Origin of the sequence: Nocardiopsis oceanisediminis (genome assembly GCF_048595525.1) — a bacterium.
Classification (GTDB): domain Bacteria; phylum Actinomycetota; class Actinomycetes; order Streptosporangiales; family Streptosporangiaceae; genus Nocardiopsis_A; species Nocardiopsis_A oceanisediminis.
The window spans coordinates 6624068-6646241 of record NZ_JAFMZJ010000001.1; the positions used below are offsets into that span (position 1 = coordinate 6624068).

Below are 22174 nucleotides of genomic sequence, written 5' to 3' on the forward strand. Positions count from 1 at the left end.
ATCAGCCCCCGGCCGCCGCGTCCGCGGCGGACGGCTCGTGGCCCAGGCTCTCGGCGAGCCGGGCCAGCAGCTCCACCGCGGCCTCGGCGATGACCGTGCCGGGCGGGAAGATCGCCGCGGCGCCCGCCTCGTACAGCGCGTCGAAGTCGGCCGGCGGGATCACCCCGCCGACCACCACCATGATGTCCTCCCGCCCCTGGGCGGCCAGCGCCTCGCGCAGCGCCGGGACCAGGGTGAGGTGCCCGGCGGCCAGCGAGGAGACCCCGATGATGTGCACGTCGGCCTCGGCGGCCTGCGCGGCGACCTCGTCGGGGGTCTGGAACAGCGGGCCGACGTCGACGTCGAAGCCGAGGTCGGCGAAGGCGGTCGCGATGACCTTCTGGCCGCGGTCGTGGCCGTCCTGGCCCATCTTGGCCACCAGGATGCGGGGGCGGCGGCCCTCCTGCTCCTCGAAGGCCCCGACCCGCTCGGCGACGGCGTCCATCGCGCGCACGCCCCCCTTCGACCCGGCGGCCTCGTCCCGGTACACCCCCTGGATGGTACGGATCTGGCCGGAGTGCCGGCCGAAGACCCGCTCCATCGCGTCGGAGATCTCCCCCACGGTGGCCTTGGCGCGGGCCGCGTCCACCGCGGCGGCGAGCAGGTTGTGCTCCAGGGTGTCGCCGCCGGAGGCGCGGGACGCCGCCTCGGTGAGCCGGTCCAGCGCGGCCCGGGTCTCGCCCTCGTCCCGCTCCTCGCGGAGCCGGCGGAGCTTCTCCAGCTGCTCGGCGCGGACCTTGCTGTTGTCCACCTTGAGCACGTCGATCTCGTCCGGGGTGTCCGGCCGGTACTTGTTCACCCCGATCACCGGCTGGCGCCCGGAGTCGATCCGCGCCTGGGTGCGCGCCGCCGCCTCCTCGATCCGCATCTTGGGGATGCCGGCGTCGATGGCGGCCGCCATCCCGCCGGCCTCCTCCACCTCGCGGATGTGCGCGCGGGCGCGCAGCGCCAGGTCGGCGGTGAGCCGCTCGACGTAGTGGCTGCCGCCCCACGGGTCGATCGCGCGGGTGGTGCCGGACTCCTGCTGGAGCAGGAGCTGGGTGTTGCGGGCGATGCGCGCGGAGAAGTCGGTGGGCAGCGCCAGCGCCTCGTCCAGCGCGTTGGTGTGCAGCGACTGGGTGTGGCCCTGGGTGGCGGCCATCGCCTCCACGCAGGTGCGCACCACGTTGTTGAACACGTCCTGGGCGGTCAGCGACCACCCGGAGGTCTGGGAGTGGGTGCGCAGCGAGAGCGACTTGGGGTTCTGCGCGCCGAAGCCGTCCACCAGCTCGGCCCAGAGCAGCCGGGCCGCGCGGAGCTTGGCGACCTCCATGAAGAAGTTCATCCCGATCGCCCAGAAGAAGGAGAGGCGGGGGGCGAACCGGTCCACGTCCAGCCCGGCGTCCCGGCCGGCCCGGATGTACTCGGCGCCGTCGGCCAGGGTGTAGGCCAGCTCCAGGTCGGCCGTGGCCCCGGCCTCCTGCATGTGGTAGCCGGAGATGGAGATCGAGTTGAACCGGGGCATCCGCTGCGAGGTATAAGCGAAGATGTCGGAGATGATCCGCATCGACGGCCGCGGCGGGTAGATGTAGGTGTTGCGGACCATGAACTCCTTGAGGATGTCGTTCTGGATGGTCCCGGCCAGCTTCTCCGGCGGCACCCCCTGCTCCTCGGCGGCGACGATGTAGAGCGCCATCACCGGCAGCACCGCGCCGTTCATGGTCATCGACACGCTCATCCGGTCCAGCGGGATGCCGTCGAACAGCTGCCGCATGTCGAGGATGGAGTCGATCGCCACCCCGGCCATGCCCACGTCGCCGGCGACCCGAGGGTGGTCGGAGTCGTAGCCGCGGTGGGTGGCCAGGTCGAAGGCGACCGACAGGCCCTTCTGCCCGGCCGCGAGGTTGCGCCGGTAGAAGGCGTTGGACTCGGCCGCGGTGGAGAACCCGGCGTACTGCCGGACGGTCCACGGCTGGTTGACGTACATGGTGGGGTAGGGCCCGCGCAGGTAGGGGGCGATGCCCGGGTAGCCGGCGGGGAAGTCCAGCCCGGCCCGGTCGGCCGGGGTGTACAGCGGCTTGACCCCGATCCCTTCGGGCGTCTCCCAGACCAGCGCGTCCGGCCCCTTCCCGGTCGCCGCGGCCAGCGCCTCGGCCCACTCGGCGGCGGAGCCGTCCCCGGCGGCCGCGGTGCCCGGGTCGACCGTGCTGAAGTCCGGGATCTCCCCGCGGCGGCTCATCTGCCCACCCCCAGTGCGTCGTGCAGCCCGGCCAGCAGGCCGAGCGCGTCGGATCCGGTGTGCAGGAAGGCGTCCACACCGGCGGCGGCGTACTCCTCGACCGGGCGGCCGGCCAGCAGCACCCGGGAGGCACCGGCCTTCTTCAGCGCGGCGGCCGCCCGCGCCGCCTCCTCCGCGTAGACCGCGTCGCCGGAGCAGAGGCAGGCGACGCCGGTCCCGCTGCCGGCGAACGCGCGGGCCGCCTCTTCGGCGCCGCCGGTGCTCTCCCCGCCGACCGGCTCGATCCCGCCGGCCCGGAGCAGGTTGGCGGCGAACGAGGCGCGCGCGGTGTGCGCCGCGACCGGGCCCAGCGTCGCCAGGAACACCCGGGGGCGGGCGCCGGTCGCCTCCAGGTGGGCGTCGGAGCGGTCCCGCAGCTCCTCGTACTCCTGGGCGTAGCGGCGGGCGGGCAGCGCGGTGGCCGGGTCGGCGGCGGGCGGGGCGGCCGGCGCCGGGCGGCGGGCCGGCGGCACCGCGTCGGCCTCGGGGAACTCGCTGACCCCGGTGATCGGGTCGGTGCGGTGCGCGATGGCGCCGCGGCGGCGCTCCCAGACCTCGTCGACCCGCTCCCGGAGCAGCCCGGAGGAGAGCGCGGCGGCCATCCCTCCGGCGGCCTCCAGCTCCTGGAAGAACGCCCAGCCGCGGTCGTACAGGTCGGCGGTGAGCCGCTCGACGAAGAACGAGCCGCCCGCCGGGTCGATCACCCGGGCCAGGTTGGACTCCTCGATCAGCAGCGACTGGGTGTTGCGCGCGATGCGCCGGGCGAAGTCGTCCGGCAGGCCCAGCGCCGCGTCGAACGGGCGGACGGTGACCGCGTCGGCGCCGCCCACCCCGGCGCCGAAGCAGGCCAGGGTGGTGCGGAGCATGTTCACGTAGGGGTCGCGGCGGGTCATCATCGCCGCGGAGGTGACCGCGTGCAGCCGCATCGACCGGTGCTCGCCGCCCAGCCCGCAGACCTCGGTGACCCGGGCCCACATGGCGCGGGCGGCGCGCAGCTTGGCGATGGTGAGGAACTGGTCGGCGGAGGCGGCCAGCCGGAACTCCAGGCGCCCGGCGGCCTCGGCCAGGTCCAGCCCGGCTCCGGTGAGCGCGCGCAGGTAGGCGACGCCGGCGGCCATCGCCGCGCCGAGCTCCTGGGCCTCCGAGCCGCCGGCGTCGTGCACCGGGGAGGCGTCCGCGGTCATCAGCCGGAGCCGCGGGTGGCGGGCGGCGCGGCCGGCGGCGTACTCGGCGGCGGCCTCCGTCTCCGCCGGGGCGCCGGTGCGCGCGGCGGTGCCCAGCGGGTCGATGCCCAGGGCGCCGGCGACCGCCGAGTCCGGGGCGTCCCGCTCCGCCCAGAGCGCGAGCAGCTCGCCGGCGGCCTCCCGGTACTCGGCGCCGGCGTCCAGCGCCACCGGGGCGAAGTCGAGGTAGACGTCGGTGAGGGCCTCGCGGATGCCGGAGACCGGGAGGCCGCCCTCGCCGACCCGCAGCCACAGCGCCCCGACCCCGTTCTCCAGGTCGGCCAGGATCGCCTTGCGGGCGGCGGGCGGATCGGGGTCGGCGTGCAGCTGGCGGATCTCCCACCCGTCGGGCAGGGGCCCCTGCGGACGGCCGCCGCGGGTGAACGGGGCGAGCCCGGGGAACCCGGAGTCGAGGCCGTCCTCCGCGGTGTAGAGCGGGCTGATCGCGATCCCGTCATAGGTCGCCGAGGCCAGCAGCGCCTCGGGTTCGGACCCGGCGCCGTCCGGATCGATCCCGCTCTTCTTCAGCACCCCCGCGACCAGCGTCCGCCACTGCTCCCGCGACGCGGCGGGGAACCCGTCGCCCAGCGGCCGACCCTCGCCGCCGGGGCCCTGACTCTCCGGCTTGTCCATACCTCGAGATGCTATAGACCCCGGCACCGCCCATCGGAGACCGGGGTCACCCCCTGTGTCCCGCGCCACGTCCCCCGAAGCGCTCCGCCGGCCCGGCGGACACGGGCGTCCGGGCGTCCGGAACCGGCACCGCGCCGCCGGTCCGCCCGCCGGGGTCCTCCGCCCTTCCGCAGCGCACGGCGGGGCGCTCCGCTCCGCCGGCGCCCCGGGCGAGCGCGCGGGGGCGGCCGGTCCGCGGCGCTCCCCCGATGGCCGGACCGGTGCGAGCGGCGCGGCGGCCGCGGGGGCGGGACGCCTCGCGCTATCCGCCGTCCGGGCCGGGGGCGAAGACGAAGCGCTGGCGGTCGCGGACCACCATGGCGTACCCGTCGTCGGTGACCGCCTCCACGTAGGAGTCGAGGCCCTCGGCGGCCACGTCCATGGTGGCGGCCTCCAGCACCACCTGGGCGGAGTCCGCGTCGTCGGCGCCGCGCGCGTCGCCGTAGACGTAGCCGCCGGCGGCGAAGGCGGGCGACAGCCCTGCCTCGTCCTCGCGGAACTCCCACAGCTCCTCGCCGTCGGCGACGTCCACCGCGATCAGCGGGACCTCCCCGCTGGCCTGCGGGAGGAGCAGGGTGCCGGTCTCCGCGTCGAAGCGGTCGCCGGCCGCGTCCGGCGGGGCGAAGTCGCCGGGGGCGGGGTTGGCGCCGGGCTCGGGGAGGGTCCAGGCGATCTCCCCGGTGCGCGCGTCGTGCATGGCCAGCAGGGACGGCTCCTCCGGCAGGGACCAGCGGACCAGGACCGCGTCCCGCTCCGGGGCGTCCTCGGCGCCGTCCCCGGAGGCCTCCGCCCCTTCCGGGGAGGCCTCATCGCCGCCCTCCTCGGCCGGGATCGCGTAGGCCCCGAGGACCTGCGGGCGGGGGCGCGGCACGGTGTCCGCGCCGAGCAGCTCGGGGTCGTCCCCGGCGAAGCTCCACAGCAGGTCGCCGGGTTCGGGGGCGCCGTCCTCCCCCTCCGGGGCGTCCGCTGCGGCGCGGGCCTGGAGCAGCCCGGCGCCGTCGTCGAGCAGGACCGCGCCCCCGGCCGCGGCGACCGGGACCCCGTGCCGGCCCGGGCCGGCGCCGCCCTCGGGCGGCGGCCCGGTGTCGCCGTTGCCCTCCTCCGCGCCGCCGCCCGGCGCCTCCTCCGGGGCCCCGCCGGGCTCGGTGAACTCGTACTCCCAGAGCCGCTCGCCGTCCGGGTCCTCCACCTCGAAGCCGCCGTAGGGGTCGTCCGGGGTCCACCCCTCGGGGCGCCGGACCACCAGGCCGGAGAGGTAGACCTCGCGCTCGCCGCCCTCCCAGAGCACCTCGCCGCCATCGTCCAGGACGGTGCCCCCGGCGTCGCCGGTGCCGCCGGTACGCAGCACGGGCGGCCCGCCCGGCTCGGGGCCGGGCGCGAAGCCGTCGACGCGCGCCTCCCCCTCCCACAGCACCGCGCCGTCGGAGGCGCGCTGCACCATGTGCCGGTCCTCGGTGTTCGAGCTGACCAGGAAGGAGCCGCCGAAGGCGGTGATGCGCACCCCGCCCGGCTCGCCGAGGATCCCGGGGGCCTGCCCTCCGGGGCCGTGCAGGTAGCGGACGGGCTCGGGGCCGACACCGGGCGGCCGCTCCCCCTCGAAGGAGGTGGGCAGCGGCGCCGGGGAGGGGTCCGGCGCAGGCTCGTCGCCCCCGGTCGTGCACGCGCCCGCCGACGCGGCCAGCACGGCCCCGGCGACCAGCACCGGCGCCGACCGCCGCGTGGTGCGCATGGCGACTCCCTCGGACGACTCTCCGTAGGAGGAATCCTAGATCGCCGCCGCCGCACTGAACACGCCCCGGACGCAGCTCCCCCGCCCCGCTCCTGGGCGTTGATCCCGACGCCGTTGCCGTCTGACCGGCTGACCGGTCGGGCGCGGCACCCCATGGGGTGAAGGTTCAAGCAGGCAGCGAAGGCGGAAGGGGGACCGGCCGGTCGGTCCAGCGCGGCGCCCCGCGGAGCGAAGGTCCAAGCGGGCAGCGACGGCGCGGGCAGGGACGGGGCCGGGCGCCTCACCCGAGCGCGGCGCCTCACAGGGCGGGGTTCAGACCAGCGGCGACGGCAAAGGAAGGAGCGAGGCCGGGCGCCCCAGCCGGGCGCGGCGCCCCGCAGAGCGAAGGTTCAAGCGGGCAGCGAGGGCAGCGGTGGGGACCGGCCGGTCGGTCGGGCGCGGTACCCCACGGGGTGGCGGTTCAAGCCAGCGGCGACGGTGGCGGTAGGGGCGGGGTGCAGGTGGTCGCCCGGGCGCGGCGCCTCACGGGGCGGGGGTTCAAGCCGGCAGCGAGGGCGGGGAGGGGAACCGGCTGGTCGGTCGGGTGCGGCGGGGCGGGTCGGGGCGGCAGGGGTGGGGTAGGGGCGGGATCGCCGTTCCCGTGCCGCCCCGGGCGCCGGGGCCGGCCGCCTTCGAAACCGCCACACTCCTCTGGCCTGGGCGAATACGCACGGTGATGGCGGGGTGGGGTGCCCTGCGCACCGCGAGAGCACCCCGGTGATTCCCGGGCGCGCATCCCGGCCCGGATCGGCCCCCGGGAGGCCCGAATCGCCCTGACCGGGCCGGCGATCGGGGGTTCGAGCCACCCGCAAGGCCGCAAAGCAGAGGGCCGGAACCCGGGAAGGGCAGAGGCGAGGGCGAGATGTCGCTTTTGCCCTGCGAGGAGGGTCCAGCTTGGCCACTCTGGGTAACCGGAGAGGGGGCGGTGGGGGCTTCAGGGCTTACTACTCGCTGGTAGATGTAATCGGGGTGCCGCCGAGGTGCGCAGGGCGCCCGGCCCCTGCCCGATTCCCGCCGCAAACCCGGCATATGGGATACGGCCCCTGGTCGGCGCGGGCGGGCGGGCGGCCCGCCGCCGTCGCCGCCTGCTTGGACCTGCACCCCGCGAGACGCCGCGCCCGACCGACCGGCCGGTGCCCCTGCCCGCCCTCGCCGCCCGCCTGAACCTGCACCCCACGAGACGCCGCGCCCGGGTGAGGCCCTGGCCCCGCCCCTACCGCCGCCGTCGCCGCCTGCTTGGACCTGCACTCCACGGGGCGCCGCACCCGGGTGAGGCCTCCGCCCGGCTCTGCCCTCGCCGTCGCCGCCGGTTTGCACCTCCGCTCCGCGAGACGCCGCACTCGGGTGAGGCCCTGGCCCCGCCCCTACCGCTGCCACCGCTGCCTGCTCGAACCTGCACTCCACGGGGCGCCGCACCCAACCGGCCGGCCGGTCCCCCTCCCCGCCTTCGCTGCCCGCCTTGACCTTCGCTCCGCGGGGCGCCGCGCCCGACCGACCGGCCGGTCCCCCTCCCCGCCTTCGCTGCCTGCTTGAACCTTCGCTCCGCGGGGCGCCGCACCCGACCGACCTGTCGGCCTCTCCTGTCCTCCGTCCTCTGCTCTGTCCTCTGTTGAGAGAGCACCAGCGTCAAGATCAACAGGGCAGAGGGAGGAGAGAGGGTCAGGCGCCGGGGTCCGGTTCCACTTCGACTTCGGCGGTGCCGACGACCTCGCTGACCGCCTGCCCGGCGGTCGCCTCGGCCAGCCAGGCCTCGAAACCGGCCAGCCCGCCCTCCGGCAGGGCGACGTCGATCCGGACGTCGGCGCCGTACTCCACCGAGCGCACCGTGTAGGGCGAGGACCTCAGGTCGCTTTCGAGCCGGCCGGCCTGCAGGTAGTCGGCCATCACCGCGACCACGAGCAGCCGGCGCCGCTCCAGCACGCCCAGTCCGTCCACGGCGGCGGAGACCGCGCCGCCGTAGGCGCGGATCAGCCCGCCCGCGCCCAGTTTGACCCCGCCGAAGTAGCGGGTGACCACGGCGACGGCGTCGGTGATCCCCCGGTGCCGCAGCACCTCCAGCATGGGGACCCCGGCGGTGCCGGACGGCTCCCCGTCGTCGCTGGAGCGCTGCACGCCCCCGTCGGGGCCGAGCACGTAGGCGGTGCAGTTGTGCGCGGCGCTCCAGTGCAGCCGGCGCCGCTCCGCGATGAACGCGCGGGCCTGCTCCTCGTCGCCCACCCGCGCCATGGCGCAGATGAACCGGGACTTCTTGATCTCGAGCTCGTGCTCGCCATCGCGGCTGATCGTCCTCATATCCGGGACCGATCGTACGCGCCGCCGGGCGGCGGGGCCGCGCGCCTCCGCGGCGACCTGTCGGAACCGGCCGCGCCACCTGGGCGAACAGGGGTCCGAGGGCGGAACCTGAGAGGCATGGAACCCGCGTTCATCATCGCCGCGTTCGCGGGCGGCCTCGCCGCCCTCGCGCTCCGCCTGCCCCCGCTGGTGGGCTTCCTCGTCGCGGGCTTCGCGCTCAACGCGCTGGGCCATGAGTCCACCCCCGCCCTGGAGGCCGTCGCCGACCTCGGCGTCGCCCTGCTGCTGTTCACCATCGGGCTGAAGCTGGACGTGCGCGCGCTGCTCCGCCGCGAGGTGTGCGGGACGGCCTCGGCGCACCTGGCGCTCAGCATGCCGCTGCTGGTCCTGCTGCTCAGCGGGTTGAAGGCGGCCGGGCTGGTGCTGCTGCAGGGGACGGGGTGGGCGGCCCCGCTGCTGCTCGGCTTCGCGCTCTCCTTCTCCAGCACCGTCTTCGCGGTGAAGGTGCTGGACGCGCGGAGCGAGGCCAGGTCGCTCTACGGCCGGCTGGCCATCGGCGTCCTGGTGGTGCAGGACGTCTTCGCCGTCGTGTTCATCACCGCCGCGGGCACCGGGCGGCCCGAGGTGTGGGCGCCGGCGCTGCTGCTGCTCCTGCCGCTGGCGCCGCTGCTGCGCCGGCTGCTGGACCGGATCGGCCACGGCGAGATGCAGGTGCTGTTCGGGGTGTTCGCCGCCCTGGTGCTCGGGTACGCGCTGTTCGCCCTGGCCGGGATCAAGGGCGATCTGGGCGCGCTGGTGCTGGGGGCGCTGCTCGCCCCGGCGGCCAACTCGGTGCCGCTGGCCAAGGCGGTCTTCGCGCTCAAGGACCTCTTCCTGGTGGGGTTCTTCCTCGCCATCGGCCTGTCCGCGATGCCGGAGCCGGGCTCGCTCGGCCTGGCGCTGGGCCTGCTGCTGCTGGCACCGCTGAAGGGCGCCCTGTTCACCGCGCTGTTCCTGGCCTTCCGGCTGCGCGGGCGCACCGCGCTGCTGGCCGGTGCGGCGCTGGGCAACTTCTCGGAGTTCGGGCTGATCGTCGGGGCGGGCGCGGTCGCCCGGGGCTGGCTGCCCGAGGAGTGGCTGGCGGTGCTGGCGCTGACGGTGGCGCTGAGCTTCATCGCCTCGGCGCCGCTGAACGCGCGCGGCGAGGCGGTGTACCACCGGCTCGCCCCCTGGCTGCAGCGCTGGGAGCGCGCCGTGCCGCTGCCCGGGGACCGCCCGATCGACATCACCGGTGCCCGGGCCGTGGTGCTGGGCATGGGCCGGGTGGGCTGCGGCGCCTACGAGCGGCTGCACGACGCCCACGGCCTGCCCACGGTGGGCGTGGAGCACGACCCGGCCGCGGTGCGGCGGCTGGCCGCGCGGGGGTACCGGGTGGTGGAGGGGGACGCCGCCGACCCGGGCTTCTGGGCCCGGCTGGAGCTCTCCACCGAGGTGGAGCTGATCGTGCTGGCCATGCCGAGCGGGAAGGGCAACCTCGCCGCGCTGGACGGCCTGCGCCGGGTCGGCCACCGGGCGGTGGTGGCGGGCGTGGTCGCGCACGCCGAGGAGCTGGACGAACTGCGCCGGCGCGGGGTGGACGAGGTGCACCACATGCACGCCGAGGCGGGCCGGGCGATCGCCGACGACGCCGTGCGGCGGAGAATGGGCCGATGACCGACGATTCCGTGATCGACGCCGCCGGGCTGCTGGCCGACCCGACCCGGCGCCGGCTCTACCGCTACGTCGCCGAGCAGGGCGAGGCCGGCCGGGCCGAGGCCGCCGACGCCCTGGGCATCCGGCGCACCCTGGCCGCCTTCCACCTGGACCGGCTGGCCGAGGCGGGGCTGCTCACCGTGGAGCTGCGCAAAGTGTCCGGGCGCGAGGGGCCGGGGTCGGGCCGCCCGGCCAAGCTGTACCGGCGGGCCGACCGGGAGTTCGGCCTGCACCTGCCGCCGCGCGACTACGCGTCGGCGGCGCACCTGCTGGCGGAGGCGGTGGAGCGGTCCGGGGCGGAGGAGGCGCTGTACGCCGCGGCCCGGGAGGAGGGGGCGCGCCGGGCCGCGGAGCGGGGCGCCGATGCGCCGCGGACCCGCGAGGAGCTGGCCGAGGTGCTGCGCGGGTGCGGCTACGAGCCCGCGGCGGAGGGCGGGGAGGGCTGCCGGGGGTCGCTCCGGCTGCGCAACTGCCCGTTCCACTCGCTGGCCGCCGCCCACCCGCCGCTGGCCTGCGGGATGAACCTGGAGCTGCTGCGGGCCCTGGTGGCGGGGTACGGCACCGGGTTCACCGCGCGGATGGCCCCGCGCTCCGGGGAGGGGTGCTGCGTCGAGATCGTTCCGGACCCCGCCCCCGACTCTAAAAACAATGAGGATTGACATAGAAGCCGGGGGCGTGCTCTGCTTGGGCGCCATGAGCGCCTTCCACCTCGCCCAGATCAACCTCGGACTCCTCAAGGCACCACTGGACGACCCGGCCATGGCCGAGTTCACCGCGGCCTTCGCCCCGATCAACGCACTGGCCGACGCGAGCCCCGGCTTCGTGTGGCGCTACACCGACGAGGGGCGCGACGACGCCACGCTCACCCGCCCCTTCGGCCCCGACCTGCTGATCAACTTCTCGGTCTGGCGGGACCTGGAGTCGCTGTGGAACTTCAGCTACCGCACCGACCACCTGGACCTGCTGCGCCGCCGCCGGGAGTGGTTCGACCACCTGGACGGGGTGCGGCTGGTGATGTGGTGGATCCCCGCCGGCACCGTCCCCACCCTCGGCGAGGCCGGCGAGCGGATGGAGCTGCTCCGCGCGCAGGGCCCCACCGCCGAGGCGTTCACCTTCCGGACCCCCTTCGACCCGCCCGCCGCCGCCCCGGATCCGGCCGCCCCCGGGGTGCGCACCTGACGCATCCACCCGTTCACTTTGGGTAGCGTTGGATCCGACCGCCGCTCCGCCGACCCGGGGGTGACCCACCGTGACCCTGAAGCGCACACTCGCCGCACTGGCCCTGCCGCTGCTGCTGGCCGCAGGCTGCGGCGGAACCGACGACGAGGACACCGGCGGGGGCGAACCCGGGGTGCCCTCGCCGACCGAGCCCGGTGCCGCCGACGGAGGCGGCGGGGAGGACGGCGGGGGCGGCGAGCGCACCATCGCCCAGGTCGCGGAGGTCTTCGAGCCCTACTCCGAGGGCGCGGCCGCGGTCACCTACGACGAGGAGATGGTCCCCGAGGGCTCCCGCGTCGAACTCACCATCGCCTCCGGCGACGAGGACGGCGAGGAGGCCCCGGGCACCGAGTTCGACCTGGAGGTGTCCGGCCTCCAGGGCGACCACGACTTCGGCGCGCACATGCACACCGAGCCGTGCGGCGCCGAACCGGACGACTCCGGACCGCACTACCAGGACCGCAAGGACCCCGAGCAGCCCTCCACCGACCCGCGGTACGCCAACGACGACAACGAGGTCTGGCTCGACCTGCGCACCGACTCCCGGGGCGACGGCGACTCCGACACCGACGTCGACTGGTCCCCGCGCCCGGAGGAGATGCGCTCCCTGGTCATCCACGCCGAGCACACCAAGACCGCCGAGGGCGAGGCCGGCATGGCCGGCGACCGCCTGGCCTGCGTCAACGTCGAACTGAAGTAGACCGCCGGTGCGGCCCCGCCCCGGCCGGTCGCCGGGGCGGGGCCGCACCGCGGCACGGCGACCGATTCCCGCCGAGGCGCGGTAGGGGCGCGGGGCGGGGCCCGGGCGCGCGGCCGGACGTCCGGCGGCGCGCCCGGCGGCCGCTCAGACCTCGACCACGCGGCGCAGCACCAGCCGCTCGGCCACCGTCCAGGTGCTGCTCACCGCCAAGTAGAGCCCGGCGGCCAGCGGGACGAACCCCACCGCCGCGACGGTCATGAACGGCAGGTAGCCGATCAGGCCCGCCCCCGGCAGGGCGGGGGCCGCCCCGCCGGCCGCCTCCGCGGCGGCCGCGTTCTCCCGCATCGCGGGCAGGGTGAGGAAGCGCCGGGTCGCCCACGCGGCACCGGCCGCGACCAGCATCAGCACCGCGAACACGGCGACCGCGACCGGCCCGGCGGAGAACGCGTCGGACAGGGTCGAGCCGAGCGGGGTGCCGCCCAGCTCGTGGCCGAGCAGCCCGCTCTCCGCACCGCCCGCCCCGAAGCCGGCGAACAGCCCGTAGAGCACGATGAACACCGGGGTCTGGGCGAGCATCGGCAGGCAGCCGGCCAGCGGCGAGGTGCCCTCCCGCTGGAACAGCCGCTGCTGCTCCTCGGCGAGCCGCTGCGGGTTCTTCCCGTGCTTCGCGTGCAGTTCCCGGATGCGCGGCGCGAGCCGGGCCCGCTGCTTCTCGCCGCGGACCGCGGCCCGGCTGAGCGGCAGCAGCGCCAGCCGGACCAGGACGGTGAGGGCGACGACGGCGGCGGCCGCCGCGGCGCCGCCGAAGATCGGGGTGAGTGCGCCGGTCAGCGCGGTGACGACGGTCGATGCCAGAGCGATGGCGGCCGCGATCGGGCCGAAGCTGTACATGGTCGGTGGAGCCCCTTCGGACGGGTCGGACACGGGTCGGACCTGAAGAGGCCGCCGGACCGCACCGGTGGGCGCGGAGGCGCGGAGGAGAAGAGGACCGGAGCGCGCGGTCAGGCGGCCGCCGGGGCGGCGCCGGGCGCTCGGGGCCGGGGTTTGCCCGGTGTGTCGGGTGCGACCGCGGGGGCGACCGGGGTGCGCTCGGCGCGCCGCCGCAGGGCGTCGCCGAGGGGTCCGGCCCCGTCCAGCGGGGGCCAGGTCGCGATACCGCGCACCGCGGCCCAGGCCAGGGCGGCGCCGACCGCGACCACCGCCAGCAGCGCGACCCCGCCGAGCGCGGGCGCGGTGCCGGTGAACAGCTCCGGAGCGGAGTCGGTGCCGAGCAGGGCGGGGAGCAGCGTGTAGAGGAGCGCGTGCAGCAGTGCCATCGCGTCCCCCTCTTCCGTCCCTGACCGGAGCCGCACTCCGCGGCCCCGCATCCTCCGACGCGGAACCGGCCGCAGAAGTTCCCGCCGGGGGCGGCGCCCCGGATCCCGGGGCCGGAAGACCACCCCCGCCGATCCCCGGACCGGGCCGCCCTCCGCTGGGGACGGAAGGCCCTCCCCCATCGGGCCGCCCGGGACCGGGATCCGGGCCGTACCCGCCCCTGCACCGCACGCCCCGGGTGCGCACCGGCGCCGGAGCCCGGACGGGAGCGGACCGCCGGCTCGGTCAAGGGCGGTGCGGCGGGGCCGGTCCGAAGCCCGGTGGAGGAGAGTCCGTGCAGGTGGATCCGGCGACACGCCTCTACCTGAGCACCCCGATCACAGTCCGGTGTCAATAATGACATTGAGTGATTATCGTCCCCGCGACCAGAGGACTCCCACCGTGCCCATCCGCCCTGAGCACCTCGCGACCATGTCCGCCAGCCTCGCCGGCGCGCGGATCGGCAGGAACACCGGCGACGGCCCCACCCGGACCGTGGCCGTCGTCTTCGAGAGCGGCCACCGGCAGGAGCTGGAGGAGGGCGGCTGCCGGATGCTCGACTCCGGGCAGGGCGGGGTCGTCGCGCTGGAGGCCGACGGCGGCACCCGGTTCGCCCTGTACGCCGGCACCAGCTGCCAGGGGGCCAGGGCCATCGCCACCGGAACCGGGGCGGCCTCCTTCGGCACCCCGGTCTTCGCCGGGGCCGTCGTCCTCGGCTGACCTCCCGCCCGCTCCGCCGCCCCGCCTCCGTCCTGCGGGGCGGCGGTCCCCTGTCCGGGCCCGGTCAGGGCCCCGGCGGGCCCGCTCCGTCCGCCGCCGGGAAGGAGAGCCGGACCAGGGTGCCGCCGCCCTCCGGGCGCTCGGCCCGCACCGACGCGCCGCAGGCCTCGGCGACCTGGGCGACGATGGCCAGCCCCAGCCCGGAGCCGGGCAGCGAGCGGGCCGACGGCGAGCGGTAGAACCGGTCGAACACGTGCGGCAGGTCCTCGTCGGGGATGCCGGGGCCGCGGTCCCGGACGGTCAGCTCGGCGCCGGCCGGCGCGTCCGGGCCCTCCGGGGCGGGGCCGCGCAGCCGCACCTCGATCGGCCCGGCGCCGGAGCCGAACTTCGCCGCGTTGTCCAGCAGGTTGGTGACGGCGCGGGCCAGCCGCTCGGGCACCGCCTCCACCACGGCCGGCTCCAGCCCGAGGTCGAATTCGGCCCCGGGGCGGTTCCGGCGCTGCTCCCCGGCGCAGTGCCGGACCAGCTCGTCCAGCCGGACCGCCTCGGCGGGACGGTCCGGGCTCTCCCCCCGGGCCAGCTCGATCAGGTCGTTGACCAGGCCGGTCATCGACGCGGTCTGGCCGCGCAGGGTCCGCACCAGCCGGGCGCGGCGCTCCGGCGGCAGGTCGCGGGCGAGCAGGTCGATGTTGGCGCGCAGCCCGGTCAGCGGGGTGCGCAGCTCGTGCGAGGCGTCGGCGACCAGCCGGCGCTGCGCCTCCGCCGAGGCCTCCAGCTCGGCGAGCATCGTGTCGAAGCTCTGCGCCAGCCGGGAGAGCTCGTCCCGGCCGGGCAGGCCGATCCGGTGCCGGGGGTCGCGGGTGGCGGCGATCGTCTCGGCGGTGCGGGTGAGCCGCTCCACCGGGCGCAGCCCGGTGCGGGCCACCGCGTAGCCGAGCAGCCCGGCCAGCGCCACCCCGCCGGCGCCCGCCGCGGCCAGCCGGATCCCCACGTCGGCCACCGAGCGCTCCACCTGGTCGGCGCGGACCGAGACCTGCACCGCCCCGCCCCCGTCGAGCGGGGCGACATAGCCGCGGATCGGGATCTCCCCGATCCCGGACTCGGTGTAGAACGGGCCGGACTCGCCGCGGGCCGCCGCGAAGGCGCGCTGCGGGATCCACGGCGTGTCCGGGCCCGGCCGCGGGTCGACCCCGCCGTCGGCGCCGATGATCTGCACGCAGCTGGGCGCGGTCAGGTAGAGGCATTCGGCGGAGCCGATCCAGTCGGCCTCGCCGATCTGCCGCTCCACCCGGGTCGCCTCGCGGCGCAGGCTCAGGTCGAGCGAGTCGTAGAGCTGGTCCCGGACGATCAGGTAGCCGACCACCGCCCCGGCGACCACCGCCGCGGCCACCGCGCCCGCGGTCGCCGCGGCCAGCCGGACCCGCAGCGGCCACCGCAGCCAGAACGCCCTGCGGGCCGGCTCCGGGGCCGGCGGCTCAGCCACCGCCGCCCTCCCGCTCCGCGGAGCGCTCCTCCAGCACGTAGCCGACGCCGCGGACGGTGTGCACCAGCCGGGGTTCGCCGCCCGCCTCCAGCTTGCGGCGCAGGTAGCCGATGTAGACCTCGATGGAGTTGGAGCCGGGGCCGAAGTCGTAGCCCCACACGTGGTCGCTGATGGCGGACCGGGGCACCACCCGCCCGGCGTTCCGGGCCAGCACCTCCAGCAGCGCGAACTCGGTGCGGCTGAGCTCGATCAGCCGGCCGCCGCGCCAGGCCCGGCCGCCGCCGGCGTCCACCTCCAGGTCGGCGTAGCCGATGGAGGACGGCTCCTCGGGGTAGGCGCGGCGCAGCAGCGCCCGCAGCCGGGCCAGCAGCTCGTCCAGGTCGAACGGCTTGACCAGGTAGTCGTCGGCTCCGGCGTCCAGGCCGGCGACCCGGTCGCCGACCGAGTCGCGGGCGGTCAGGATCAGCACCGGGGTGCGGTCGCCGCGGTCGCGCAGCCGCCGGCACATGGTGATGCCGTCCATGAACGGCATCAGCACGTCCAGCACGATCGCGTCGGGCGGCCAGGCCGCCACCGCCTCCAGGCCGGTGCCGCCGTCGGTGGCGCACCGCACCCGGTGGCCCTCCAGCTCCAGCGCCTCCGCGACCGCCTCGCGGACCGCGGGCTCGTCCTCGACCACCAGCACCCGTGCCCCGCTCCCGGCGGGGGCCGTCCCCTTCTTCACACCCACCGACGTTACTAGGCCCTGACCTGGGAGGACGCCGCCGCGGCGGTTTCTCTCAGCAAGCTCTCATCCGCCGGGGGCCGGTTTTCTCACCGCTCTCTCAGCCTGTGACCCGATCGTGACCCGCATGGCTGACACCACCGACGCCGGCCGGACCGGCGACACCGCGGCGCCCTGCGTGCTCATCGGCGCGGGCGGCACCGGCGGGCACATCTACCCCGGGCTGGCCCTGGCCCGCGCCGTGCGGCGGGCCGCCCCCGGCGCCCGGGTCGCGTTCTTCGGCACCGGCCGGGGGCTGGAGACCCGGCTGGTGCCCGAGGCCGGGTTCGAGCTGCACACCGTCGACATGGTGCCGATGTCCCGCGGGCACCTGATGCGCTTCCCGTTCGCGCTGGCCGCCTCGGTCCGGCAGGCCGGGGAGATCATCGCGGCCACCCGCGCCGGGGCGGCCGTCGGCATGGGCGGCTACAGCAGCGCCCCGCTGATCGCCGCGGCCCGGCTGGCCGGGGTGCCCGCGCTGATCCACGAGTCCAACGCGGTGCCGGGCCGGGCCAACCGGTTCTCCGCCCGGTTCACCCGGAACGTGGCGCTGGCCTTCGCCGAGGCCGCCGAGTACTTCCCCGGCGCGCGGCACTGCCGCGCCGTGGGCATGCCGCTCGCCCCGGAGCTGGCCGCGTTCGACCGGGACGCGCTGCGCGCCGGGGCCCGCGAGCGGTTCGGCGTCCCGGACGGCGCCGCCCTGGTGCTGGTGAACGGGGGCAGCCAGGGCGCCACCCGGATCAACGCGGCCGCGGTGGAGCTGGCCGGGCGCTGGCGGCACCGGGAGGACGTGCGGTTCCTGATCAAGGCCGGCGCGGAGGGCGCGGAGGAGCTGGCGCGCCGGCTGCGGGCGTGCGGCGGCGACCGGATCGCCCGAGCCGTCGGCTACCTGGACCGGATGGACCTGGCCTACGCCGCGGCCGACGTCGCCCTGGGCCGGGCCGGTTCGGCGACCGTCGCCGAGCTGGCCCGGGTGGGGCTGCCGTCGGTGCTGGTGCCCTACCCGCACGCCCCGCTGGACCACCAGACCCGCAACGCGCGGGCGCTGGCCGACCGCGGCGCCGCCGTGCTGCTGCCCGACGCCGGGGCCGGCGCCGAGCGGCTCGGGCCGCTCCTGCACGACCTGGTGACCGACGCCGGGCGGCGGGAGCGGATGGCCGCCGCGGCCCGGGACGGCTCGAACGCCGGCGCCGCGGACGAGCTGGCCGCCTGGGTGCTCGACCTGTGCCCGGCGGCGGCCGGCCGGGCCGCCTGACCCCGGCCGGCCGGTCCGGCGCGCCCTGCCCCCGCGCGCCGGCCGCCCCCTCCCCCGAAGACGGCGCACATCGAGACGGACACGAGACGACGAGACGGAAGAGAAGAGGACGGACATGGACTTCAGCGGACGCAGGGTCCTGGTCACCGGGGCCGAGGGCTTCATCGGCAGCACCCTGGTGGACCTGCTGCTGGCCGAGGGCGCCGAGGTGCGCGCCCTGGCGCACTACAAGCCGTACGGCTCGGCCGGGAACCTGGCCGGCCGGGAGGACGACGTGGAGATCATCGCGGGCGACGTCCGCGACCCGGGGACGGTGGACGCCGCGGTGGCCGACCGGGAGGCGGTGTTCCACCTGGCCGCGCTGATCGGCATCCCCTACAGCTACCGGGCGCCCGATTCCTACGTGCAGACCAACGTGGCCGGCACGCACGCGGTGGCCGCCGCCTGCCTGCGGCACGGCGCCCGCCTGGTGCACACCTCCACCAGCGAGGTGTACGGGACGGCGCGCACCGCGCCGATCTCCGAGGAGCACCCGCTGCAGCCGCAGTCGCCCTACTCGGCCTCCAAGATCGGCGCGGACATGATGGCGCTCTCCTACCGGCACGCCTTCGGCCTCCCGGTGTCGGTGGTGCGGCCGTTCAACGCCTACGGGCCCCGGCAGTCGGCGCGGGCGATCATCCCGGCGATCCTGCGCCAGCTGCACGCCGGCGCCCGCGAGCTGCGGCTGGGGTCGCTCACCCCGACCCGCGACTTCACCTACGCCGAGGACACCGCGCGCGGCTTCCTCGCGGTGGCCGGCAGCGACCGCACCCTCGGCGAGGTGGTCAACATCGGCAGCGGCAAGGAGATCTCCATCGGCGCGCTGGCGGAGCTGCTGATCGAGATCACCGGGTCCGATGCGGCCGTGGTCGCCGACCCGGAGCGGATGCGCCCGGCCGGAAGCGAGGTGGAGCGGCTGCTGGCCGACTCCGCCAAGGCCCGCGAGCTGACCGGCTGGGAGCCGCGGGTGGGCCTGCGCGAGGGCCTGGCCCGCACCTGCGCCTGGATCCGCGAGCAGGACCGCGCCCCGGTCCGCTACGAGGTCTGACCCGGCCCCCGGCCGGCCCCGCCGCCGGGCCGGACCGGGCGCCCGGTCCGGTACCCGCCCGGACGGGCCGGGCGCCCCGGCCCGTCCGGGGCCGCCCGCCGGCTCTCATCGGCCTCTCAGCTTCACCGCGGAGACTGCCCATCGGGCCGCCCGCCCGGCCCGGGGTGTCCGCGGGGGTGGACTCCGGGCCGGGCGGCGGTTCTCCGGCCGATGCCGTTTCGGCGCCGGTGCCGGGGTGCCGCGCCCGGGGCTCGGCGGGAAGGGCGGTTCCGCCGCTCCCCTGGTTTCGGACAGTCGATATCCACGCCCCGGAACGCGGCCCAGAGCTCATGGGATCCGTCTGGCGCCGGTGAAGTGCGCATCGAAGTAATCGGCCATCCGGACCACCTGGATTTTCTTTCCGGAACTGGGCGCGTGCACCATTCGCCCGTCACCGAGAGCGATACCCACGTGCGACGGACCCGAATAGAAGAAGACCAGGTCGCCTTTTCGCAGCCGGCTCCGCTTCACCCCGTTCCCCTTCGCGTACTGGTCGTGGGTGGTGCGCCCGACGGACCGGCCGGCCTTCTTGAAGGACCACTGCACCAGGCCGGAGCAGTCGAAGCCGTCCGGCCCCCGGCCGCCGTACCGGTAGGGCTTCCCGACCTGGTCGAGGGCGTGCTCGGCGGCCTTCTCCGCCACCGCCGAGGCCGAGGCCTCCGGAGCGGCGACCGCCTCCGCGGCGCACAGCGCCAGCACCGCGGATAAGACGATGCAGGTGCGCACGGGCACCCCGGGTTTCCCTTTCCAGTGGATACCCTTGTCCGGATTTCTCCGCTTGATGCCCGCTTCTTCGGCGATCGGCTGCATTTCTCCTCCTGAATACCGGCGAGACGGCCCGCCCTTTGCGGACCGGCCCGCTTGGCTCCACAGCGAAACACAGCGCGAACCCGATTTCGGAAAAGCACTAACGCAGGGCGTGTCTTTTCGATTCTTGGAAAGAAGAACGGAAAGGAAGGGTCAAGGAGCAGGGAACGGCCTGGCGCCCGGCCCCCGCTCCGGCGAGGATCGGAAGGTTTCCGCCGCTCCCGGACCCGGCGGCGCCGGCTCAGGCCGCGCCCTCCTCCGGGTCCTCTTCCAGGCAGGCCTCGATGATCCGGGTCAGCCGGCGGACCAACCGCCCGGTGTCGTACTCGGCGAGCGAGCCCGCCCCCTCGATCCGGCGCACCAGCCCGACGCCGAGCAGCAGCGACGCCGCCAGCGAGGCGCGCGCCCGGGCGTCCGGGCCGCCGACCGCCGCGGCCAGCGGGCCGATGATCGCGTTGCGCAGCCGCTCCTGGTGGACCGAGACCAGGTCGGGGTCGCCCGCGGAGTGCTCCAGCGCGCGGGAGAGCGGGGTGCCGCCGGCCAGGATGCGGTTGACCACGTGCTCGGCGAGCCTGCGGGGCAGCCCGGCGCGGTCGCCCTCGATGATCCCGGGGAAGGCCGCCTCTTCGGCGATGACCTCGGCGAGCAGCCCGCGCTTGGCCCCGAAGTAGCGGTTGATCAGAGCGACGTTGACCCCGGCGTGCGCGGCGATCCGGCGCGAGGAGACCTGGGCGTAGCCCTCGGTGGTGAACAGCTCGCGTGCGCTGTCCAGGATGCGCTTGCGGGTGGCCTCCCGGTCGCGCGGCCGCCCGGGGCACCTCTCCCCGGCGTCCGCCTGGTCCATCGCACGCTCCCTCTGCTCCGGCGGCGCGGCCGCACCGGCCGGGCCGCCCTGGTCACCCCCCATGGAACCACGCCGGGGCAACCGATCCATAACACCCGGACTTGACAAGTCAACAGTGTTTACTTATACCGGATGGGGACAATCGGCCCTTCTCTTCCCGTTTCACCCGACCGCTCTCCGGCGGCCCTTCAGTGTGCCCGGGGACGGGCGACCGCCCGGGGCCGTGTCCGCAGAGCCGTTTTCCATCCATCCGTGTCGAGGGGGACGCACGTGACAGAACAGGTGGCCGCGGGCCGGGCGGAACAGGGGCCCCGCCCGTCGGGGGCCCCGGCCGAGCCGCCCGCACCGAACTACTCCAAGCGCCAGGTCATCGAGATCCTCGCCGGGCTGATGCTGGCGATGCTCACCTCGATGCTGACCACCTCGATCGTGGGCACCGCGCTGCCCACGATCGTCGGCGACCTGGGCGGCCAGGACAAGCTCTCCTGGGTGGCAAGCGCGACCCTGCTGACGATGACCGCCTCCACCCCGCTCTGGGGCAGGCTGTCCGACATCTGGGGCCGCAAGCTGCTGTTCCAGACCGCCCTGGTGATCTTCATCGGCTCCTCGGTCGCGGCCGGCTTCGCCCAGGACATGACCTGGCTCATCGCCGCCCGCTTCGTGCAGGGCATCGGCGCCGGCGGCCTGGCGACGCTGCCCCAGGTGATCCTGGGCGACGTGGTCGAGCCCCGGGAGCGCGGCCGCTACTCCGGCTTCCTCGGCGCGGTCTTCGGCGTGTCCACGGTGGCCGGCCCGCTGCTCGGCGGGTTCCTGGTGGACAGCCCGCTCGGCTGGCGCTGGTGCTTCTTCATCACCGTCCCGGTCGCGGTGGCCGCGTTCATCACCATCCAGCGGCTGCTGCGCCTGCCGGTCCGGCCGCGCGGCGGGGCCCGGGTGGACTGGTGGGGCGCGACCTGCATCGTCGGCGCGGCCAGCGCGGTGATGCTGGTGCTCAGCCTGGGCGGCAAGGAGTTCGCCTGGAACTCGGTGCCCACCTACCTGTTCGTCGCCGCCGCGGTGCTGCTCACCGCGCTGGCGGTGGCCGCCGAGCGCCGCGCCTCCGACCCGATCCTGCCGCCCCGGCTGTTCCGCAACCGGACCTTCCTGGTCGCCTCGGCCGCCTCCGCCGCGGTCGGCATGGCGATGTTCGGCGTGATGATCTACTTCCCGCAGTACCTGCAGATCGTCAAGGGCATGAGCCCGACCGCCTCGGGCCTGATGACGCTGCCGATGGTGCTCGGCATGCTGACCGCCTCGATCAGCTCCGGGATGCTGGTCAGCCGGACCGGCAAGTGGAAGGCCTACCCGGTCGCCGGGATGGTGCTGGTGGTCGCCGGTTACCTGGTGCTCTCCCGGCTCCAGGTCGACTCCGCCCTGCCGATGGTCGGCCTCGGCGTACTGCTGATCGGGCTCGGCCTGGGGCTGTCCATGCAGATCCTCATCCTGGCCACGCAGAACGCGCTGGCCCGCGCGGACATGGCCGCCGCGACCTCGGCGGTCTCCTTCTTCCGCAACCTCGGCGGCGCGGTGGGGGTGGCCGCGTTCGGCGCGGTGATGACCAACCGGCTCCACTCCGAGCTGGGGCGGCTGGCCGAGCAGGCGGCGCAGCGGGCCGAGCAGGCCGCGGCCGCCGGGCGGCCGGTCCCCGCGGCGCCGGACGTCTCCGAGTCGGCGCTGGGCTCCCCCGACGCGATCCACGCGCTGCCCGCCGCCGCCCAGGACGCGGTGGTGACCGCGTTCAACAACTCGATGCACACCGTGTTCCAGCTGGGCGTGCCGATCGCGGTGGTCGGGTTCGTGCTGGTGCTGTTCTTCAAGCAGGTCCCGCTCCGCTCCGGGCGCTGACCCCGGTCGGCGGCCCCGGGCCCCGTGCCGTCCCCCGAT

18 protein-coding genes are annotated in these 22174 nt (G+C 75.9%); 8 read left to right on the forward strand and 10 right to left on the reverse strand.

Annotation, left to right across the window (positions count from 1 at the left end):
- Position 1: 1 nt before the first annotated feature.
- The 4 genes from scpA to J0910_RS29000 form a co-directional block, all read right to left on the reverse strand.
- Positions 2 to 2257, reverse strand: a complete 2256-nt coding sequence (gene scpA, locus J0910_RS28985) for a methylmalonyl-CoA mutase (protein WP_420161683.1) — start codon at positions 2255 to 2257, stop codon at positions 2 to 4.
- Positions 2254 to 4152, reverse strand: a complete 1899-nt coding sequence (locus tag J0910_RS28990) for a methylmalonyl-CoA mutase family protein (protein ID WP_420161684.1) — start codon at positions 4150 to 4152, stop codon at positions 2254 to 2256. The genes scpA and J0910_RS28990 overlap by 4 nt, the downstream gene beginning before the upstream one ends.
- 301 nt (positions 4153 to 4453) lie before the next feature.
- On the reverse strand, positions 4454 to 5920 hold the full coding sequence (locus J0910_RS28995; RefSeq protein ID WP_420161685.1) for a PQQ-binding-like beta-propeller repeat protein: 1467 nt from the start codon (positions 5918 to 5920) through the stop codon (positions 4454 to 4456).
- 1698 nt (positions 5921 to 7618) lie between these two features.
- On the reverse strand, positions 7619 to 8251 hold the full coding sequence (locus J0910_RS29000) for a YigZ family protein (RefSeq protein ID WP_420161686.1): 633 nt from the start codon (positions 8249 to 8251) through the stop codon (positions 7619 to 7621).
- Between the two features lie 117 nt (positions 8252 to 8368).
- Here J0910_RS29000 and J0910_RS29005 point away from each other — a divergent pair, with 117 nt between their 5' ends.
- From J0910_RS29005 to J0910_RS29020, 4 genes are all read left to right on the forward strand, one after another.
- The gene (locus J0910_RS29005) at positions 8369 to 9943 is read left to right on the forward strand and encodes a cation:proton antiporter domain-containing protein (RefSeq protein WP_420161687.1); all 1575 of its coding nucleotides are present in this window, start codon (positions 8369 to 8371) and stop codon (positions 9941 to 9943) included.
- Positions 9940 to 10641: a helix-turn-helix transcriptional regulator gene (locus J0910_RS29010; protein ID WP_420161688.1), complete on the forward strand. Its 702-nt coding sequence runs from the start codon at positions 9940 to 9942 to the stop codon at positions 10639 to 10641. Before J0910_RS29005 ends, J0910_RS29010 begins: the two co-directional genes overlap by 4 nt.
- A 34-nt stretch (positions 10642 to 10675) precedes the next feature.
- A complete protein-coding gene (locus tag J0910_RS29015) occupies positions 10676 to 11161 on the forward strand; it encodes a DUF3291 domain-containing protein (RefSeq protein WP_420162118.1) in 486 nt (161 codons plus the stop codon).
- Between the two features lie 70 nt (positions 11162 to 11231).
- The gene (locus J0910_RS29020) at positions 11232 to 11900 is read left to right on the forward strand and encodes a superoxide dismutase family protein (RefSeq protein WP_420161689.1); all 669 of its coding nucleotides are present in this window, start codon (positions 11232 to 11234) and stop codon (positions 11898 to 11900) included.
- Between the two features lie 144 nt (positions 11901 to 12044).
- Here the strand turns inward: J0910_RS29020 and J0910_RS29025 are convergent, their stop codons facing one another.
- Both J0910_RS29025 and J0910_RS29030 read right to left on the reverse strand, forming a co-directional pair.
- Positions 12045 to 12791, reverse strand: a complete 747-nt coding sequence (locus J0910_RS29025; protein ID WP_420162119.1) for a YidC/Oxa1 family membrane protein insertase — start codon at positions 12789 to 12791, stop codon at positions 12045 to 12047.
- Between the two features lie 110 nt (positions 12792 to 12901).
- Positions 12902 to 13216 (reverse strand): DUF6412 domain-containing protein, encoded by a 315-nt coding sequence (locus J0910_RS29030; RefSeq protein WP_420161690.1) that lies wholly within the window; start codon positions 13214 to 13216, stop codon positions 12902 to 12904.
- 439 nt (positions 13217 to 13655) lie between these two features.
- On the opposite strand from J0910_RS29030, the gene J0910_RS29035 reads away from it, so the two are divergent.
- The gene (locus J0910_RS29035) at positions 13656 to 13973 is read left to right on the forward strand and encodes a phosphatase (RefSeq protein ID WP_420161691.1); all 318 of its coding nucleotides are present in this window, start codon (positions 13656 to 13658) and stop codon (positions 13971 to 13973) included.
- 64 nt (positions 13974 to 14037) lie between these two features.
- On the opposite strand, the gene J0910_RS29040 is transcribed toward J0910_RS29035, so the two are convergent.
- Together J0910_RS29040 and J0910_RS29045 are read right to left on the reverse strand one after the other, a co-directional pair.
- Positions 14038 to 15456, reverse strand: a complete 1419-nt coding sequence (locus J0910_RS29040; protein ID WP_420161692.1) for a HAMP domain-containing sensor histidine kinase — start codon at positions 15454 to 15456, stop codon at positions 14038 to 14040.
- Positions 15449 to 16180 carry a response regulator transcription factor gene (locus tag J0910_RS29045; protein WP_420161693.1) on the reverse strand — a complete coding sequence of 244 codons (732 nt, stop codon included), beginning with the start codon at positions 16178 to 16180 and terminating at the stop codon, positions 15449 to 15451. Before J0910_RS29045 ends, J0910_RS29040 begins: the two co-directional genes overlap by 8 nt.
- 127 nt (positions 16181 to 16307) lie before the next feature.
- Here J0910_RS29045 and J0910_RS29050 point away from each other — a divergent pair, with 127 nt between their 5' ends.
- Both J0910_RS29050 and J0910_RS29055 read left to right on the forward strand, forming a co-directional pair.
- Positions 16308 to 17474, forward strand: coding sequence for a UDP-N-acetylglucosamine--N-acetylmuramyl-(pentapeptide) pyrophosphoryl-undecaprenol N-acetylglucosamine transferase (locus J0910_RS29050; protein ID WP_420161694.1), 1167 nt, complete (start codon positions 16308 to 16310; stop codon positions 17472 to 17474).
- Between the two features lie 115 nt (positions 17475 to 17589).
- Positions 17590 to 18561, forward strand: coding sequence for an SDR family NAD(P)-dependent oxidoreductase (locus tag J0910_RS29055; protein ID WP_420161695.1), 972 nt, complete (start codon positions 17590 to 17592; stop codon positions 18559 to 18561).
- Positions 18562 to 18888: 327 nt separating this feature from the next.
- Here the strand turns inward: J0910_RS29055 and J0910_RS29060 are convergent, their stop codons facing one another.
- Entirely contained in the window at positions 18889 to 19410 is a 522-nt protein-coding gene (locus J0910_RS29060) for a C40 family peptidase (protein WP_420161696.1), read from the reverse strand.
- A 238-nt stretch (positions 19411 to 19648) separates the two neighbouring features.
- A complete protein-coding gene (locus J0910_RS29065; protein WP_420161697.1) occupies positions 19649 to 20251 on the reverse strand; it encodes a TetR/AcrR family transcriptional regulator in 603 nt (200 codons plus the stop codon).
- Between the two features lie 270 nt (positions 20252 to 20521).
- Here J0910_RS29065 and J0910_RS29070 point away from each other — a divergent pair, with 270 nt between their 5' ends.
- Complete coding sequence (locus J0910_RS29070; protein WP_420161698.1) at positions 20522 to 22135, forward strand: MDR family MFS transporter; 1614 nt, start codon at positions 20522 to 20524, stop codon at positions 22133 to 22135.
- Positions 22136 to 22174: the final 39 nt, after the last annotated feature.